15 protein-coding genes are annotated in these 15,193 nt (G+C 70.2%); 7 read left to right on the forward strand and 8 right to left on the reverse strand.

What is annotated here, in order from left to right:
* Nucleotides 1-84: 84 nt before the first annotated feature.
* The 4 genes from V8J36_RS13905 to V8J36_RS13920 all read right to left on the reverse strand — a co-directional run bounded on the left by V8J36_RS13905 (nt 85) and on the right by V8J36_RS13920 (nt 3,277).
* Entirely contained in the window at nt 85-1,062 is a 978-nt protein-coding gene (locus tag V8J36_RS13905) for a beta-ketoacyl-ACP synthase III (RefSeq protein ID WP_336467888.1), read from the reverse strand.
* Nucleotides 1,062-2,189, reverse strand: coding sequence for a phosphate acyltransferase PlsX (gene plsX / locus V8J36_RS13910; protein WP_336467889.1), 1,128 nt, complete (start codon nt 2,187-2,189; stop codon nt 1,062-1,064). The genes V8J36_RS13905 and plsX overlap by 1 nt, the downstream gene beginning before the upstream one ends.
* Nucleotides 2,190-2,237: 48 nt before the next feature.
* Nucleotides 2,238-2,444 (reverse strand): 50S ribosomal protein L32, encoded by a 207-nt coding sequence (gene rpmF, locus V8J36_RS13915; RefSeq protein ID WP_336467890.1) that lies wholly within the window; start codon nt 2,442-2,444, stop codon nt 2,238-2,240.
* Nucleotides 2,445-2,707: 263 nt separating this feature from the next.
* Nucleotides 2,708-3,277, reverse strand: coding sequence for a YceD family protein (locus V8J36_RS13920; protein WP_336467891.1), 570 nt, complete (start codon nt 3,275-3,277; stop codon nt 2,708-2,710).
* 215 nt (nt 3,278-3,492) lie between these two features.
* On the opposite strand from V8J36_RS13920, the gene V8J36_RS13925 reads away from it, so the two are divergent.
* Complete coding sequence (locus tag V8J36_RS13925; RefSeq protein ID WP_336467892.1) at nt 3,493-3,972, forward strand: outer membrane protein assembly factor BamE; 480 nt, start codon at nt 3,493-3,495, stop codon at nt 3,970-3,972.
* A gap of 73 nt (nt 3,973-4,045) precedes the next feature.
* Here V8J36_RS13925 and msrB read toward each other — a convergent pair whose 3' ends face one another.
* The gene (gene msrB, locus V8J36_RS13930) at nt 4,046-4,477 is read right to left on the reverse strand and encodes a peptide-methionine (R)-S-oxide reductase MsrB (protein ID WP_336467893.1); all 432 of its coding nucleotides are present in this window, start codon (nt 4,475-4,477) and stop codon (nt 4,046-4,048) included.
* A gap of 117 nt (nt 4,478-4,594) precedes the next feature.
* Between msrB and V8J36_RS13935 the strand changes: the two genes are divergently transcribed.
* From V8J36_RS13935 to pgi, 4 genes are all read left to right on the forward strand, one after another.
* Entirely contained in the window at nt 4,595-5,344 is a 750-nt protein-coding gene (locus tag V8J36_RS13935) for a GNAT family N-acetyltransferase (protein ID WP_336467894.1), read from the forward strand.
* A 161-nt stretch (nt 5,345-5,505) separates the two neighbouring features.
* A complete protein-coding gene (gene zwf, locus V8J36_RS13940; protein WP_336467955.1) occupies nt 5,506-6,960 on the forward strand; it encodes a glucose-6-phosphate dehydrogenase in 1,455 nt (484 codons plus the stop codon).
* Nucleotides 6,957-7,631, forward strand: coding sequence for a 6-phosphogluconolactonase (gene pgl, locus V8J36_RS13945; RefSeq protein WP_336467895.1), 675 nt, complete (start codon nt 6,957-6,959; stop codon nt 7,629-7,631). Before zwf ends, pgl begins: the two co-directional genes overlap by 4 nt.
* A gap of 67 nt (nt 7,632-7,698) precedes the next feature.
* On the forward strand, nt 7,699-9,309 hold the full coding sequence (gene pgi, locus V8J36_RS13950; protein ID WP_336467896.1) for a glucose-6-phosphate isomerase: 1,611 nt from the start codon (nt 7,699-7,701) through the stop codon (nt 9,307-9,309).
* A gap of 47 nt (nt 9,310-9,356) precedes the next feature.
* Here pgi and V8J36_RS13955 read toward each other — a convergent pair whose 3' ends face one another.
* From V8J36_RS13955 to edd, 3 genes are all read right to left on the reverse strand, one after another.
* Nucleotides 9,357-9,515 (reverse strand): hypothetical protein, encoded by a 159-nt coding sequence (locus V8J36_RS13955; RefSeq protein WP_336467897.1) that lies wholly within the window; start codon nt 9,513-9,515, stop codon nt 9,357-9,359.
* Between the two features lie 952 nt (nt 9,516-10,467).
* Nucleotides 10,468-11,109: a bifunctional 4-hydroxy-2-oxoglutarate aldolase/2-dehydro-3-deoxy-phosphogluconate aldolase gene (gene eda, locus V8J36_RS13960; RefSeq protein WP_336467898.1), complete on the reverse strand. Its 642-nt coding sequence runs from the start codon at nt 11,107-11,109 to the stop codon at nt 10,468-10,470.
* Nucleotides 11,110-11,345: 236 nt separating this feature from the next.
* Nucleotides 11,346-13,151, reverse strand: a complete 1,806-nt coding sequence (gene edd, locus V8J36_RS13965) for a phosphogluconate dehydratase (RefSeq protein ID WP_336467899.1) — start codon at nt 13,149-13,151, stop codon at nt 11,346-11,348.
* Nucleotides 13,152-13,374: 223 nt separating this feature from the next.
* On the opposite strand from edd, the gene V8J36_RS13970 reads away from it, so the two are divergent.
* Entirely contained in the window at nt 13,375-14,613 is a 1,239-nt protein-coding gene (locus V8J36_RS13970; protein WP_336467900.1) for an RSP_2647 family RNA methyltransferase, read from the forward strand.
* A gap of 1 nt (nt 14,614) precedes the next feature.
* Nucleotides 14,615-15,163, forward strand: coding sequence for an RSP_2648 family PIN domain-containing protein (locus tag V8J36_RS13975; RefSeq protein ID WP_336467901.1), 549 nt, complete (start codon nt 14,615-14,617; stop codon nt 15,161-15,163).
* The last annotated feature ends 30 nt before the right edge of the window (nt 15,164-15,193 follow it).

The following is a 15,193-nucleotide window of genomic DNA, read 5'->3' on the forward strand; positions in this document are numbered from 1 at the left end:
GGCATTTCAGGCAAACTGCGCCCAAGCCTTTTGCGAGTCAATATCAACGACTTGGCGCGCAGGTTTGATCCGGTTTGTCTGCGCCTACCAGCGCAGCACCACAGAACCCCAGGCAAGACCGCCGCCGATGGCCTCAGTGACCACCAGATCGCCGTCCTTGATCTGGCCGCGCTGGCGACCGACCGAGAGGGCAAGGGGTATCGAGGCGGCCGAGGTATTGCCGTGTTCCTGCACCGTCACCACCACCCGTTCCATCGGCACCTGCATCCGGTCGGCGGTGGCCGAGATGATGCGCAGGTTCGCCTGATGGGGCACGATCCAGTCGACATCCGCACCCGAGAGCCCGGCCTTGTCCAGCGAGCGGTGCGCGGTTTCAGCCAGCTTCTGCACAGCATGCTTGAAGACGGCATTGCCCTGCATTTTCAGCACGCCGGCGGTGCCGGTGCTGGAAACGCCGCCGTCGACATACAGCAGCTCGCGGTGGCGGCCGTCGCTGTTGAGGTCGGTGGCCAGGATCCCGCGGTCGGCAGAGCTGCCCTCGCCGGAGGCCGCTTCCAGCACCACGGCGCCGGCACCGTCGCCGAACAGCACGCAGGTGGTGCGGTCGGACCAGTCGAGGATGCGGCTGAAGGTCTCTGCCCCGATCACCAGCACGCGCGTCGCCTGCTGCGAGACGATCAGCGCGTTGGCCTGGGCCAGCGCGAAGACGAAGCCCGCGCAGACGGCCTGCACGTCGAAGGCATAGCCGGCGGTCGAGCCGAGGCCCGCCTGCACCATGGTCGCGACCGAGGGGAAGGTGAAGTCGGGGGTCGAGGTCGCGACGATGATCGCGTCGATCTGTCCCGGCTCCATCCCGGCGTCGGCCAGCGCGGCCTTGGCGGCGCGGATCGCGAGGTCAGAGGTCGTCTGACCCTCGGCCGCGAAATGGCGCTGCTCGATCCCGGTGCGGGTGCGGATCCATTCGTCCGAGGTCTCGACCTTGGCCTCGAACTCGGCATTGGGGACCACGCGCTCGGGCAGGTAGTGGCCGGTGCCGCGGACCACAGCGCGAATGACAGTCATCACGGATTCCGATCGTTTCCGGCGACGGGACGCAGCCCCGCGGCCTCCTGCTGGGCCTGGGTGACCTGGACGAGGCGGGTGGCGAGACGTTCCTGGAAGCCCGACTGCGCCAGCTGGAACGCCAGCTTGATCGCCGCAGAGACGCCCGTCGCATCGGCCGAGCCATGCGATTTCACGATCGTGCCGTTCAGCCCGAGGAAGACGCCGCCGTTCACGCGGCGCGGGTCGATGCGCTTTTGCAGCCGCTTCAGCGAGGCCAGCGCCAGAAGCGCCGCGATCTTCGACAGGAAGGTGGCGCGGAACGCCTCTTTCAGGAAGTCCGAGACCAGCTTGGCGGTGCCCTCGCCGGTCTTCAGCGCGATGTTGCCGGTGAAGCCGTCGGTGACGATCACGTCGCAGCGCGCGCCCGGCAGGTCGCCGCCTTCGACGAAGCCCACGTAATCGAAGCCGCCGATCTCTGTCGCGGCCAGGATCATGTCCTGGGCCTGCTTCAGCTCGGCCCGGCCTTTGTGCTCCTCGGTGCCGACGTTCAGCAGGCCAACGCGCGGACGCTGCAGGCCAAGCCCGTTGCGGGCATAGGAGGCGCCCATCAGCGCGTATTGAAGAAGATCCTCGGCATCGGCGCGGATGTCGGCGCCCACGTCGAGCGTGACGTTGAAGCCGGACGGATTGCGCGAGGGCCAGAGGCAGGCGATGGCGGGGCGGTTCACGCCCGGCAGCTTGCGCAGACGGATCATCGACATCGCCATCAGCGCGCCGGTGTTGCCGCAGCTGACCGCGGCGACCGCTTCGCCCTGCTTCACGCTCTCGATCGCCGACCACATCGAGGTGCCGGAGCCGGAACGCATCACCTGGGAAGGTTTGTCGGTCATCTTCACCACGCCCTCGGCATGGCGGATGACGCAGCGCCCCTGAAGTTCGGGGCGTGACAGCAGCTTCGTCAGTTCCGGCTCTGGGCCGTGAACGACGAAGCCGATGTCGGGATTGGCGAGGGCGGACAGGCGGACGCCCTCGGCCACGGCCTCTGCGCCGCGGTCGCCGCCCATGGCGTCGACCGAGATGACGATGCGGCCCGGGACCGGCTGTCCGCCGGTACCCGTGCTGCTGGCCGTGCCGATGTCCTGCATCTTGTCGTCAGCCCCTGACCTGGTCCGCTAGGCGCGGCCCGACGGGCCTCACGCCGCGTCTTCGTCGAGATCGACTTCCTGGGCCTGAGCCACGACTTCGCGGCTGTCGTAGTGGCCGCAGGACGGGCAGACGTGGTGCGGGCGCTTCAGTTCGCCGCACGACGAGCATTCGTTCGGGTTCGCTGCGACCAGGGCATCGTGGGCGCGGCGCATGTTGCGGCGGGAGCGCGTAACTCGGTTCTGCGGGACAGCCATTGTCTCGACCTCGTGTTCGAGGGGGACTTGGCCCCCATTGGGTTGTTCGAGGGGGCGGAATGCCCCCGGCGTTTCGGTTGCTTCGCCTGCCTAAGCTGGTGAAGTCTCACGGTATTCGGACGGCGAGCGGACAAGGCCGCGGGCCGCCGACCCGTGACGTGAATGAGGCCGGGAACATACTCGTATTTCCCAGCGGCGCAAGCCCTTTCTGCCGCCTTTCCCGCGCCTTCCGGCAAGGGTCCAGCGGCGGGCCGCGCCGGTCCTCACTCCGCGTCGGTATCGCGCTTTTTCAGCAGGTCGCCAAGGCCCGCGAAGGGGCGCAGCGTCTCTTCCACGATCGGGGCGGCGCCGGGGGGCGCGCCCTCGGCCGCGTCGAATTCGGCGCCGGCGGCGCGCGGGTAGAGGGGCAGGGCCAGCATCAGCGCCTCGCGCATCACCGCGCCGAGGTCGATGACATCGGGCAGCGGCTCGATGCTGTCGTCTTCGGGCATCTCGACCTCGCCGCCGGGGCCCGGCCCGGGTTCGGGCATCTCGGCCATCCAGGTGCGCTCGACCGGCTCGTCGATGCGGGTGGTGACGGGATCGGTGGTGATGATGCAGGGCTGGACGACCGTGGCGCCCAGATCGGCCTCGAGCTGCCAGTCATGGCGGCCCTTCGGCCGGATCTCGCCCTGGAAGCGCAGCTTGCGGATCGCGGTGATGCCCAGGTCCTCGGCCAGGGCCGACAGCACGGCGGGCGCGGGTTCCAGGGTGAATCGGCTGGGCTTGCGGGCATGCAGTTCGGCCGGGCGCAGGGGGTGCGACCAAGGCGTGGTGTCGCGGTCGGCGGGCATGGCGTTTCCCTTTCCTGGTTGGGGGCCCCGCGGCCGGAAGCGGGAGATTTCCGCCGGTGCCGGGGGCTTGCCTCTTGGGACGGCTTGAAGGCCGGCCCGTGGTTGTTGTAAGCCCTTAGGAGCCAGAAGATGCCCGTGCAAGGGCCGGCGGCGCTGCGGAGGGCGAAGGCCCGCGGGGCGTCGTGCGACGGACGAGGGGCGAGGGACGGGTGCGGATGACGCGGAAGGCACGGAATGCGGGGCGTATGGCCGCGCTGGCTTTGGCCGCGGGCGTGGTGCTCAGCTCTTGCGCGCCGGTCTACCGCAACCACGGCTATGTGCCCACGGACCAGCAGCTTTCGATGATCGAGGTCGGCCGCGACACCCGCGAGACCGTCGGCGACTTCATCGGCAAGCCGGCCTCGTCGGGCGTTCTGGACAGCGGCGGCTGGTATTACGTCGGCAGCCGCTGGCGGGAACTGGGCTGGCGCGAGCCGCAGGAAATCTCGCGCGAGGTGGTGGCGATCAGCTTCGACCAGGGCGGGCGCGTCTCGAACATCGAGCGTTACGGGCTGAAGGACGGCCGCGCCGTGCCGATCACCCGCCGCGTCACCGACAGCAACATCAAGGGCCCGAGCTTCTGGGGCCAGCTGCTGGGCAACCTCGGCGTGCTTGACGCAAGCCAGGTGATCAACGGCGACCGCCCGCCGAACTGAGGCATCGAACCCACCCGCGGCGTCCGGCGACGCGGCGACACCGGGGCCCTCGCGGGCCCCGTTTGGTTTGCGCTCAGTCGTTGGCGACCACGGCATCGGGGGCGAAGTCCAGCGAGACGCCGTTGATGCAGTAGCGCAGGCCGCCGGCCTCGGGCGGGCCGTCGGGGAAGACATGGCCCAGATGCGCGCCGCAGTTCGCACAGGTGACCTCGACCCGGCGCATGCCGTGGCTGAGATCGATGTGCTCGTCGATCGCGCCGCCATCGACCGGGGCGGTGAACGAGGGCCAGCCGCAATGCGATTCGTATTTCGTGGCCTTGGTGAAGAGCGGCGCCCCGCAGCAGACGCAGGCGAAGGTGCCGGCGCCGGGCGCGAATCCCGGATGGCTGAACGGGCGTTCGGTGGCGGCGCGGCGGGTGACCATGAAGGTCAGCTCGTCCCCGAGCTGCGCGCGCCATTCGGCATCGGATTTCTCGATCTTCGGCTTGGCATCGCTCGCGGTCATGGCGCATTCTCCGTCGTGTTTCGGTGACCTCTGCGGCGTATATATAGGGCCGGGGGGCGTCGCTGCACCCCCAGTGCTCCCCGGTCAAGGCCGGACCAAGCCCGAAAGGCCGCTGCCATGCTCTCGCTCGCCAAGGGACGTTATGCCGCGCGCCTGGCCGAAACGCCGGGCGACATCGACCGGGCGCAGGCGCTGCGCTGGCGGGCGTTCCGGGGGGACACGCCAGGCGCGGGCGAAGGCTGCGACTTCGATGGATTCGACGCGCTCTGCCGTCACGTGCTGGTCGAAGAGGTGGCGACCGGTGCGCTGGTCTGCTGCTTCCGCCTGATGCCGATCGCGCGGGGGCAAGAGATCGGGCGCAGCTATTCCGCGCAGTTCTACGACCTGACCGGGCTGGCCGACTATGCCGGGCCGATGGTCGAGCTGGGGCGATTCTGCATGGCGCCCGAGGTCCATGATCCCGACATCCTGCGCGTCGCCTGGGGGGCGATGACCCGCTTCGTCGACGAGACCGGGGTCGAGATGCTGTTTGGCTGCTCGTCCTTCCACGGCACCGACGCCGCGGCCTATCTCGACGCCTTCGCCATGCTGCGCGAGCGTCACCTGGCGCCGAAGCGCTGGCTGCCGCGGGTCAAGGCGCCCGACGTGTTCCGCTTCGCCCGCCGCCTGCGCGCCCGCCGCGCCGATCCGCGCGCGGCCCTTGGCAGCATGCCGCCGCTGCTGCGGACCTACCTGATGATGGGCGGGTGGGTCAGCGACCATGCCGTGGTCGACCGCGAACTTGGCACTCTGCATGTCTTCACCGGGCTCGAGATCCGGGCGATTCCCGCAGCCCGTGCCCGCGCCCTGCGGGCAGTCGCGGGGTGACACCGCCGGGCGCGGTGCTAGACTCGGACCCGAACACGATCTAGATAGGCTTCGTTAGCGCTAACGAGGCGCGCGTCCCGCCCCGGCGGGGCACAACGGCGACAGCCCGCCCCGGCAAGGAGAGCGCGATGGACGGCATCAGGACGGAGCTCGGTACAGTCATGGTTTCGCGCGTCATTCCGGTCGAGCCCTTCGACCTCGTCATCTTCGGCGGCACCGGCGACCTCGCCCGCCGCAAGATCCTGCCCGGCCTCTACCGGCGCTTCTACGCCGGCCAGATGCCTGAAACCGCGCGCATCATCGGCGCGGCCCGGTCCGAGATGGACGACGAGGGCTTCCGCACGCTGGTGCGCGAGGCGATCGAGGAATTCGTCGGCCCGCGCAAGCGCGACGCCGCCACCATCGCGCGCTTCCTCGAGCGGCTGCATTACGTGGCCATCGACGCCAAGGGCGAGGACGGCTGGGGCCAGCTTGCCGGGATCATGCGCGACGGCGTGGTGCGGGCTTTCTACCTGTCGGTCGCGCCCTCGCTCTTCGGTGACCTGGCCGAGCGGCTGCATGCCCACGGCATCGCGACGCCCGACAGCCGCATCGTCGTCGAGAAGCCCTTCGGCCGCGATCGCGCCTCGGCGCGGGCGCTGAACAAGGTGCTGGCCGAGCATTTCGACGAAAGCCAGATCTACCGGATCGACCATTACCTGGGCAAGGAGACGGTGCAGAACCTGATGGCGGTGCGCTTCGCCAACATCCTGTTCGAACCGCTCTGGAAGGCCGATTACGTCGACCACGTGCAGATCACGGTGGCCGAGACGGTGGGCGTCGGCGGCCGTGGCAGCTACTACGACAAGTCCGGCGCGATGCGGGACATGATCCAGAACCACCTGATGCAGCTTCTGTGCCTGATCGCGATGGAGCCGCCCTATCACTTCGATCCCGACGCGGTGCGCGACGAGAAGCTGAAGGTGATCCGCGCGCTCGACCCGGTGTCGTCCGGCGACATCGTGCGCGGGCAGTATGCCGCCGGCGGCGGCCAGCCCTCCTATGCGGAGGACGCGGAAAACCCGGCCTCGAAGACCGAAAGCTACATCGCGATGAAGGTCGGCATCTCGAACTGGCGCTGGAAGGGCACGCCCTTCTACCTGCGCACCGGCAAGAAGCTGCGCGCCCGCACCTCGGAGATCGCGATCCACTTCAAGGAACCGCCGCACTCGATCTTCGACGACGTGAAGGGCTGGCGCGAGAACGTGCTGGTGATCCGGCTCCAGCCCAACGAGGGCATGGACCTGATGATGATGATCAAGGAACCGGGCCCGGGCGGCATGCGCCTTGTGCAGGTGCCGCTCGACATGTCCTTCGCCGATGCGCTGGGCGAGGAGGGCACCGACATCCCCGACGCCTACGAGCGGCTGATCATGGACGTGATCCGCGGCAACCAGACGCTGTTCATGCGCGGCGACGAGGTCGAGGCGGCTTGGGCCTGGGTCGATCCGATCATCCAGGGCTGGGAAGCGGCCGGCGACAAGCCGCAAAGCTACGACCCCGGTTCGTCGGGTCCCGATGACGCGCTGATGCTGATGCATCGCGACGGGCGCCGCTGGCGGGAGATCCGCGAATGACCTTCGAGGAATATCCCGACCGCGACGCGCTCTACATGGGGCTTGCCGACCGGCTGGCCTCGGCGCTTGGAGAGGCGATCCGCGGTTCGGACAAGGGCGCCTCGCTCTGCGTGCCGGGCGGGACCACGCCGGGGCCGGTCTTCGACCTGCTGTCGGCCGCGCGGCTCGACTGGGAGAAGGTCACGGTCTTCCTCAATGACGAACGCTGGGTCGACGAAGGTTCGGAGCGGTCGAACGGCCGGCTGATCCGCCAGAGGCTGATCACCGACCGGGCCGCGGCGGCGACCTACCTGCCGCTCTATTCGGGCCACGCCACGCCCGAGGACGGCATCCCCGAGCTGGCCGAGGCGCTGACCCCGCATCTGCCGATCTCGGTCCTGCTGCTGGGGATGGGCGCGGACATGCACACCGCCTCGCTCTTCCCCGGCGCCGACCGTCTGGCCGAGGCGCTGGCCCCCGACGCTCCGCTTCTGGTGCCGATGCGGGCCGAGGCCGCGGGCGAGCCGCGGGTGACGCTGTCGGCCCCGGTGCTGGCCGCGGCGGTGCAGATCCATGTGCTGATCACCGGCGACGAGAAGCGCGCGGCGCTGGAACGCGCCCGCGCGCTGCCGCCGGAAGAGGCGCCGATCCGCGCGGTGCTGGCGAACGCGATCGTCCACTGGGCGGCCTGACGGCTTTCTTCTGGCCCTCGGGCAGGGCCGGATTACCTTGCAGCGCGACTTCCCTACCGGAGAGACCATGAGCTTCTGGGACGAACTGACCCGCCATCACGCCACGATCGCCGACCGGCCGATCCTCGAGCTGTTCTCGGAACCCACGCGGGCGAAAGGCTTCTCGGCCCGGATGCCGACCGAGGGCGGCGAGCTTCTGTTCGACTATTCGAAGACCAATATCGACGGCACCAGCTTCGGCCAGCTTCTGGCGCTGGCCGAGACCCGCGGCGTCGCCGCCAAGCGCGAGGCGATGTTCACCGGCGCGAAGATCAACGAGACCGAGGACCGCGCCGTGCTGCACACCGCGCTGCGCAACCTCAAGGGCACGGTGATGGTCGACGGGCGCGACGTGATGCCCGGCGTGCGCGAGGTGCATGCGGCGATGTCCGCCTTCGCCCGCGACGTGCGCGAGGGCCGGTTCACCGGGCAGGGCGGGCGCATCACCGACGTGGTCAACATCGGCATCGGCGGCTCCGACCTCGGGCCGGTGATGGCGACGCTGGCGCTGGCGCCCTATCACGACGGGCCGCGGGTGCATTACGTCTCGAACGTCGACGGCGCGCATGTCCATGACGTGCTGGCGCCGCTCGATCCCGAAACCACGCTGGTCATCGTCGCCTCGAAGACGTTCACGACGATCGAGACGATGACCAACGCCGAGACCGCCAAGAGCTGGATGGCGGCGAAGGTCGCCAATCCGGCCGCGCAATTCGCCGCCGTCTCGACCTCGATGGGCCGCACCGCCGCCTTCGGCATCGACGCCGACCGCGTCTTCGGCTTCGAGGACTGGGTCGGCGGGCGCTATTCGATGTGGGGCCCGATCGGCCTGCCGGTGATGATCGCCGTGGGGCCGGAGAATTTCGACGCCTTCCTCGCCGGCGCCGCCGCGATGGACGACCATTTCCGCACCGCGAGCTTCTCGAAGAACCTGCCGGTGCTGCTGGCGCTGGTCGGCATCTGGCACAATCAGGTCTGCGGCTACGCGACCCGCGCGGTGCTGCCCTATGAACAGCGCCTGCTGCGGCTGCCGGCCTATCTGCAGCAGCTCGAGATGGAATCGAATGGCAAGTCGGTGGCGATGGACGGCCGGGCGGTTCCGGGCCACACCGGCCCGGTCGTCTGGGGCGAGCCCGGCACCAACGGCCAGCACGCCTTCTACCAGCTGATCCACCAGGGCAGCCGGGTGATCCCCTGCGAGTTCATGGTCGCCCGCGACGGGCACGAGCCCGAGTTGGCCCATCAGCACCGGCTGCTGGTGGCGAACTGCCTCGCCCAGTCAGAGGCGCTGCTGCGCGGCCGCTCGCTCGACGAGGCGACGGCGATCATGGCGAAGAAGGGCCTGACCGGGGCCGAGCTCGACCGGCAGGCGCGCCACCGTGTGTTCCCGGGCAACCGTCCCTCGACCACGCTGGTCTATCCGAAGCTGACCCCCTTCGTCTTCGGCCAGATCGTGGCACTCTACGAGCACCGGGTCTTCGTCGAGGGCGTGATCCTCGGGATCAACAGCTTCGACCAGTGGGGTGTGGAACTTGGCAAGGAGCTGGCGCTGGCGCTGGCCCCGGTGCTCGAGGGGCAGGACAAGGGCGTGGGCAAGGATGGCTCGACGCTGATGCTCGTCGACTACCTCAGGGGCTGAGCCTCCGACGCGCGGGCCTGTTCAGCTGGCCCACAGCCGCGCGGTCCCTAGGGCCGCGCGGCGGTGCAGACTTGCACCGAACGGTCCGGGCCGCCCGCCGCGATGAACCGCAGTGTCGCGCAGCCGATGCGCGCACCTTCGCGCAGCAGCGGCGTCGAGCGCGGACTAGGCGCCAGCAGCCCGCGCTTCACCCAGATTGCGGCCAAGATCGGGCTCCGGCACCACAGCGCCCCGAGCAACGGCCGCGTCGCCGGCCGCACCCCGCCGCGACCTACAGGCACGGAACGATGCCACCGCATGACGCGCGGCGCCCGCCCGGCCAGTCTCTGTCGCCTGCATCCGCGGATCTATGCGTAGCCTGCGCAGGACAGTGCGCCGCCCGGGCGCAAACCTCACCGCTGCCCGCCAGGCACCGTTCCATGCCAGCACCTCCCGGCCGATCCTGCCACAGGATCGGGGCGTCTGGGGCAGGGCTACGCGCACCCCGCAAGACGAGAAGCGCCCCCTCCTGCGCCACGGGACCCGCCTCCGTTGGCCGACCCATCGCCAGCAGGGACCGGGTCCTTCGCTTGGTCGCAACACGCCCGAGCGCTGCGCCCGAAGGCTCGCTTCGCGCGAGACCTACCGGATTTCCGAAATGCCGGCCCGCGCCGTACGCCGCCTATCGGCACGACTACGGCCGTGGCAGTCCCCTTCGTCGGGCCGGGCCTGTGCGCCTTGGTCCTTCGACTGCCGTCGATGAAACATGGCGCGCGGGCGGGCAGGGTTTCCTGCCGATGCTGAACGACTTCGTCCACCGCGCCGGGAGTTCGGTCTGGTGCGAAGCAGACAGAGGCTCCGGCGCACCGCTTAGACACCGCGCGGCTCTACCGGCTCCCGGTCGGGGCGGTCGTCTTCGACGGGCCGGCCGACACTGTCGCCGAAGACCGCGAGCCGATCCGCGACAGCGCCGGGGCGATCGGCAGGGGGCCCGCGCCCTTGCGACGGGATCATTGCCCTAACCGCAACCTTCGGCTGGACCGCCAGGTCGCGACCGCCGAGTCGACCGCAAACGCCCGCGCGGCGCGTGTTCGCTACGACTGATCCCCCGCGAGCCGACGCTCGCGGAGGACCATGCGTCAGGCGGTCACCTTGCCGCCTGACCCGCTGGGGCGAGGATCAGGCGCGCAGGGCCGCCGCCTCGGCGGCCAGCGCTTCGATCTTGGCCCAGTCGCCGGCAACCATGGCCTCCTTCGGCGCGACCCAGCTGCCGCCGCAGCAGAGCACGTTCTTGAGGCTCAGGTAGTCGAGCACGTTCTTCATGCTGACGCCGCCGGTCGGGCAGAAGGTGACCTGCGGGATCGGCGCGCCGATCGCCTTGATCGCGGGGGCACCGCCCGAGGTCTCTGCCGGGAAGAACTTCAGCATGGTGAAGCCCATCTCGAGCGCGCGCATCACCTCCGAGGCGGTGACGCAGCCCGGCAGCAGCGGCAGGCCTTCGTCCTGGCAGGCCTTGACCACGGTCTCTGTCAGACCCGGCGAGACGCCGAAGGTGGCGCCCGCGGCCTTGGCGGCCTTCACGTCGGCGGGGGTCAGCAGGGTGCCGGCCCCGACGTGACCGCCCTCGACTTCCGCCATGGCCCGGATCACCTCGAGCGCGGCCGGGGTGCGCAGCGTCACCTCGAGCGCGGGCAGACCGCCCTTGACCAGCGCGGTCGCGAGCGGCGCTGCATGGGCGACCTCGTCCACCACGAGAACGGGCACCACGGGGGCCAGCGCGCAGATTTCCTTCGCGGCGCGGCTCATCTCGGCAGGGGTCATGTCGGCTCCTAGATTTCGAACCGGCGCGCGGCCGGCGGGGTCGGAGCCTCCGGCGGGGATATTTGGGCCAATGCGAATGAGCTGATGCTGCGCCCTGCCTCGGGCCGCGGACACGGGGGAGACAGGGCGCTTTCGCATCGGGCGGTCATCGGCGTCCCCGCCTGTACCGCGCTTTAAGCCTCACCGAACATGCTTTCGCATTGGTAAAAATATCCCCGCCGGAGGCGGAAAGTTCTTCAGATCACCACGGCCGCGCCTTCGGTGGCGGGGCCGACGTTGCGCCGGAACGCCTCGAACATCTCGCGTCCGGTGCCCCAGCCGTTGGCCGAGAGATCCGGCGTCACCGCGGTCCGTTCATCGAAGCCATCGGCCAGAACGTCAAGCCGGCCCGAGACGGCGTCGACGCGGATCAGGTCGCCATCGCGCAGCCGCGCGAGCGGGCCGCCGGCTGCGGCCTCGGGCGAGACATGGATCGCCGAGGGCACCTTGCCCGAGGCGCCCGACATCCGCCCGTCGGTCACCAGCGCCACCTTCAGGCCGCGGTCCTGCAGCACCGCCAGCGTCGGCGTCAGCGAATGCAGCTCGGGCATGCCATTCGCCTGCGGGCCTTGGAAGCGCACCACCACGACCGTGTCCTCGGTGAACTCGCCGCGCTTGAACGCGGCCTTCACCGCCTCCTGATCCTCGAAGACCCGCGCCTTCGCTTCGATCACGTGGCGCTCGGGCGCGACGGCCGAGACCTTCATCACCCCGCGACCGAGGTTGCCCGCCAGCTGCTTCAGCCCGCCCGATTTCTGGAACGGGTCCGAGGCCGGGCGCAGGATCTTGTCGTTCAGGCTCTCGCGCGGGCCTGCGGTCCAGGTCAGCGCGCCGTCGATCAGCTTCGGCTCTTCGAGGTAGCGTGCAAGGCCGTCGCCGGCCACGGTCACCACGTCGTCATGCAGCAGGCCCAGCTCCAGCAGCTCGCCCATCATGTACTGAAGCCCACCGGCGGCGTGGAAGTGGTTCACGTCCGCCAGCCCGTTCGGATAGACCTTGGCCATCAGCGGCACCGCCTCGGAAATATCGGCGAAATCCTCGAGATCGAGAAGCACCCCCGCCGCCCGCGCCATCGCCGGCAGGTGCAGCACGAGGTTGGTCGAGCCGCCTGTGGCCATCAGCCCGACGAGGCCGTTCACGAAGGCGCGCTCGTCCAGCACATGGCCCGCGGGGCGGTAGTCGTTACCAAGCGCGGTGATCGCCGCGGCGCGTTCGACCCCCGCCACGGTCAGCGCGTCGCGCAGGGGCGTGTTCGGGTTCACGAAGCTCGCGCCCGGCAGGTGCAGGCCCATGAACTCCATCAGCATCTGGTTGGTGTTCGCGGTGCCGTAGAAGGTGCAGGTGCCGGGGCCGTGATACGAGGCCATCTCGGATTTCATCAGCTCGTCGCGGCCGATCTCGCCGGTGGCGTATTTCTGGCGGACCTTGGCCTTCTCGTCATTGGGCAGGCCGCTGGTCATCGGACCCGCGGGCAGGAACACCGCCGGCAGGTGGCCGAAGCTCGCCGCGGCGATCACGAGGCCGGGCACGATCTTGTCGCAGACGCCCAGGAAGATCGCCGCGTCGAAAGTGTTGTGCGACAGCGACACGCCGGCGGCCAGCGCGATCACGTCACGGGAAAACAGCGACAGCTCCATCCCGCTCTGGCCTTGCGTGACCCCGTCGCACATCGCCGGGACCCCGCCCGCGACCTGCGCGGTGGCGCCGACGCGGCGCGCGGCTTCGCGGATCAGTTCGGGGAAGCGCTCGAAGGGCTGATGCGCCGAGAGCATGTCGTTGTAGGCCGTCACGATCCCGAGGTTCGGCACCCGGCCTTCCGCCAGCGCCGCCTTGTCGACGCCCATCGCCGCATAGGCATGGGCCTGATTGCCGCAGGCGAGATGGCCGCGGGCGGGGCCCGCTTCGGCTGCGCGGGCGAGTCGGTCGAGGTAGATCCCGCGGGTCTTCTTCGAGCGGTCACGAATGCGGTCGGTGACGGCGGCGATGGTGGCGTCGAGCGGCATCTCGGTCCTCCGGATCCTTGGCAGGGGCCGGCGCTCCGGTCCCGGGGTGGCACTGGGGACGGCCACCGGGCTAGAATGGGACGGCAGGCCGCCGGCCACAAGACCGGCCCGCCCGTCGCGCGTGGGTTCTTCGTGCTTTAGTTAGCGGTAACATCGCGCCGCGACAAGGCCCGGGCGCTGTCTCGCCACTTCCGCGGGCGGCGCGCTTCGGATAGGGAGAGGCATGACCGATATCAGCTCCCCCGCCGCCGCCCTGATCCCCGGGGCCGATCCCGCCAGCCGTCCCGTGGTGCGCCTGCGCCCGAAGGCCGAGGCCCGCGCCATCCGCCACGGCTTCCCCTGGGTCTATGCCGACGAGCTGGTGACCGACCGGCGCACGCAGGCCCTCGCACCCGGCGCGCTGGCCGTGCTCGAGGATGCCGAGCGGCGGCCGCTGGGCACCGTCACCGTCAACCCGCGCTCGAAGATCATCGCGCGGATGCTCGATCGCGACCCCGAGGCGGTGATCGACCGCGACTGGTTCGCGCGCCGCATCGCCCATGCGCAGGCGCTGCGCACACGGCTCTACCCCGAGCCCTTCTACCGGTTGGTCCATGCCGAGGCCGACGGCCTGCCCGGCGTGATCATTGACCGCTTCGGCGAGGCCGCGGTGATCCAGCCCAACGCCGCTTGGTCCGAGGCGCTGCTGCCCGAGCTGGCGGCGGCGCTGGCCGAGGTCACCGGTGTGACCACGATCGTCAAGAACGGCTCGGGCCGGTCGCGCGGGCTCGAAGGGCTGGCGGAAGAGACGGTGGTGCTGGCCGGCGCGCTGCAGGGCCCGGTGACGGTGCGGATGAACGGCGCGACCTACATGGCCGACCTGATCGGCGGGCAGAAGACCGGGCTCTTCTTCGACCAGCGTCCGAACCATGCCTTCGCGGCTGGGCTGGCGCAGGGCGCGCGGGTGCTCGACGTCTTCTCCCATGTCGGCGGCTTCGCGCTGGCCTGCCTTGCGGGCGGCGCTGCCAGCGCGCTGTCGGTCGATGCCTCGGCCGCGGCGCTGGAGCTGGCCGGGCAGGGCGCGGCGGCGATGGGTGCGGGCGAGCGCTTCGCCACCCGGCAGGGCGATGCCTTCGACACGCTCGACGCGCTGGCCGCTGAGGGCGCGCGCTTCGACGTGGTGATCTGCGACCCGCCGGCCTTCGCCCCGGCGAAGCCCGCGCTGGAAGCCGGCTTGCGCGCCTATGAACGGGTGGCGCTGAAGGCTGCGGGGCTGGTGGCGCCGGGGGGGTACCTCGGGCTCTGCTCCTGCTCGCATGCCGCGGATCTCGCCAGCTTCCGCAACGCTTCGGCGCGCGGCATCGGCCGCGCCGGGCGCCGGGGGCAGATCCTGCACACGGGCTTTGCCGGCCCCGATCACCCGATGCTGCCGCAGCTGGCCGAAAGCGGCTACCTGAAGGCGGTGTTCTTCCGTCTCGACTGAGATGGCACCCGTTACCCTCGACGCCTGCGTGCTCTTTCCGACGGTGCTGCGCGAGATCCTGATCGGTCTCGCGCGCGAGGGGCTCTACACCCCCGCCTGGTCGGCTCGGATCCTCGAGGAATGGGCGCGGGCCGCGCGGCGCTTTTCGCCCGCGGACGAGATCTTCGCCCGCGGCGAGATCGCCGCCCTGCGTGCCGCGTTCCCCGGGGCAGAGGTCGCGCTGCCCGAGGATGCCGGGGCGGGGCTCGACCTGCCCGATCCGAACGACCGGCATGTGCTGGCGGCGGCGATCGCAGGGGGCGCGAAGGTGATCTGCACGCTCAACATCCGCGACTTTCCGGGCTGGGCGCTGGGGGCCTGGGGCATCCGGGCAGAGCATCCCGACGAATTCCTGCTCGGCCTCTGGCGCGAGCATCCGGGGCAGGTGGCCCGCATCGTCGAGGAGGTGCGCGCGACGGCGGAACGGCTGTCGGGCGAGCCGCAGGACCTGCGCGCCCTGATGAAACGCGCGAAACTGCCACGCTTCGGCAAGGCGCTTACCCGGCAGTGAAGCGCCCGCAGCGGGGGGGCGCGGGGGGGG

Source organism: Frigidibacter sp. MR17.14 (genome assembly GCF_037095735.1).
GTDB lineage: Bacteria > Pseudomonadota > Alphaproteobacteria > Rhodobacterales > Rhodobacteraceae > Frigidibacter.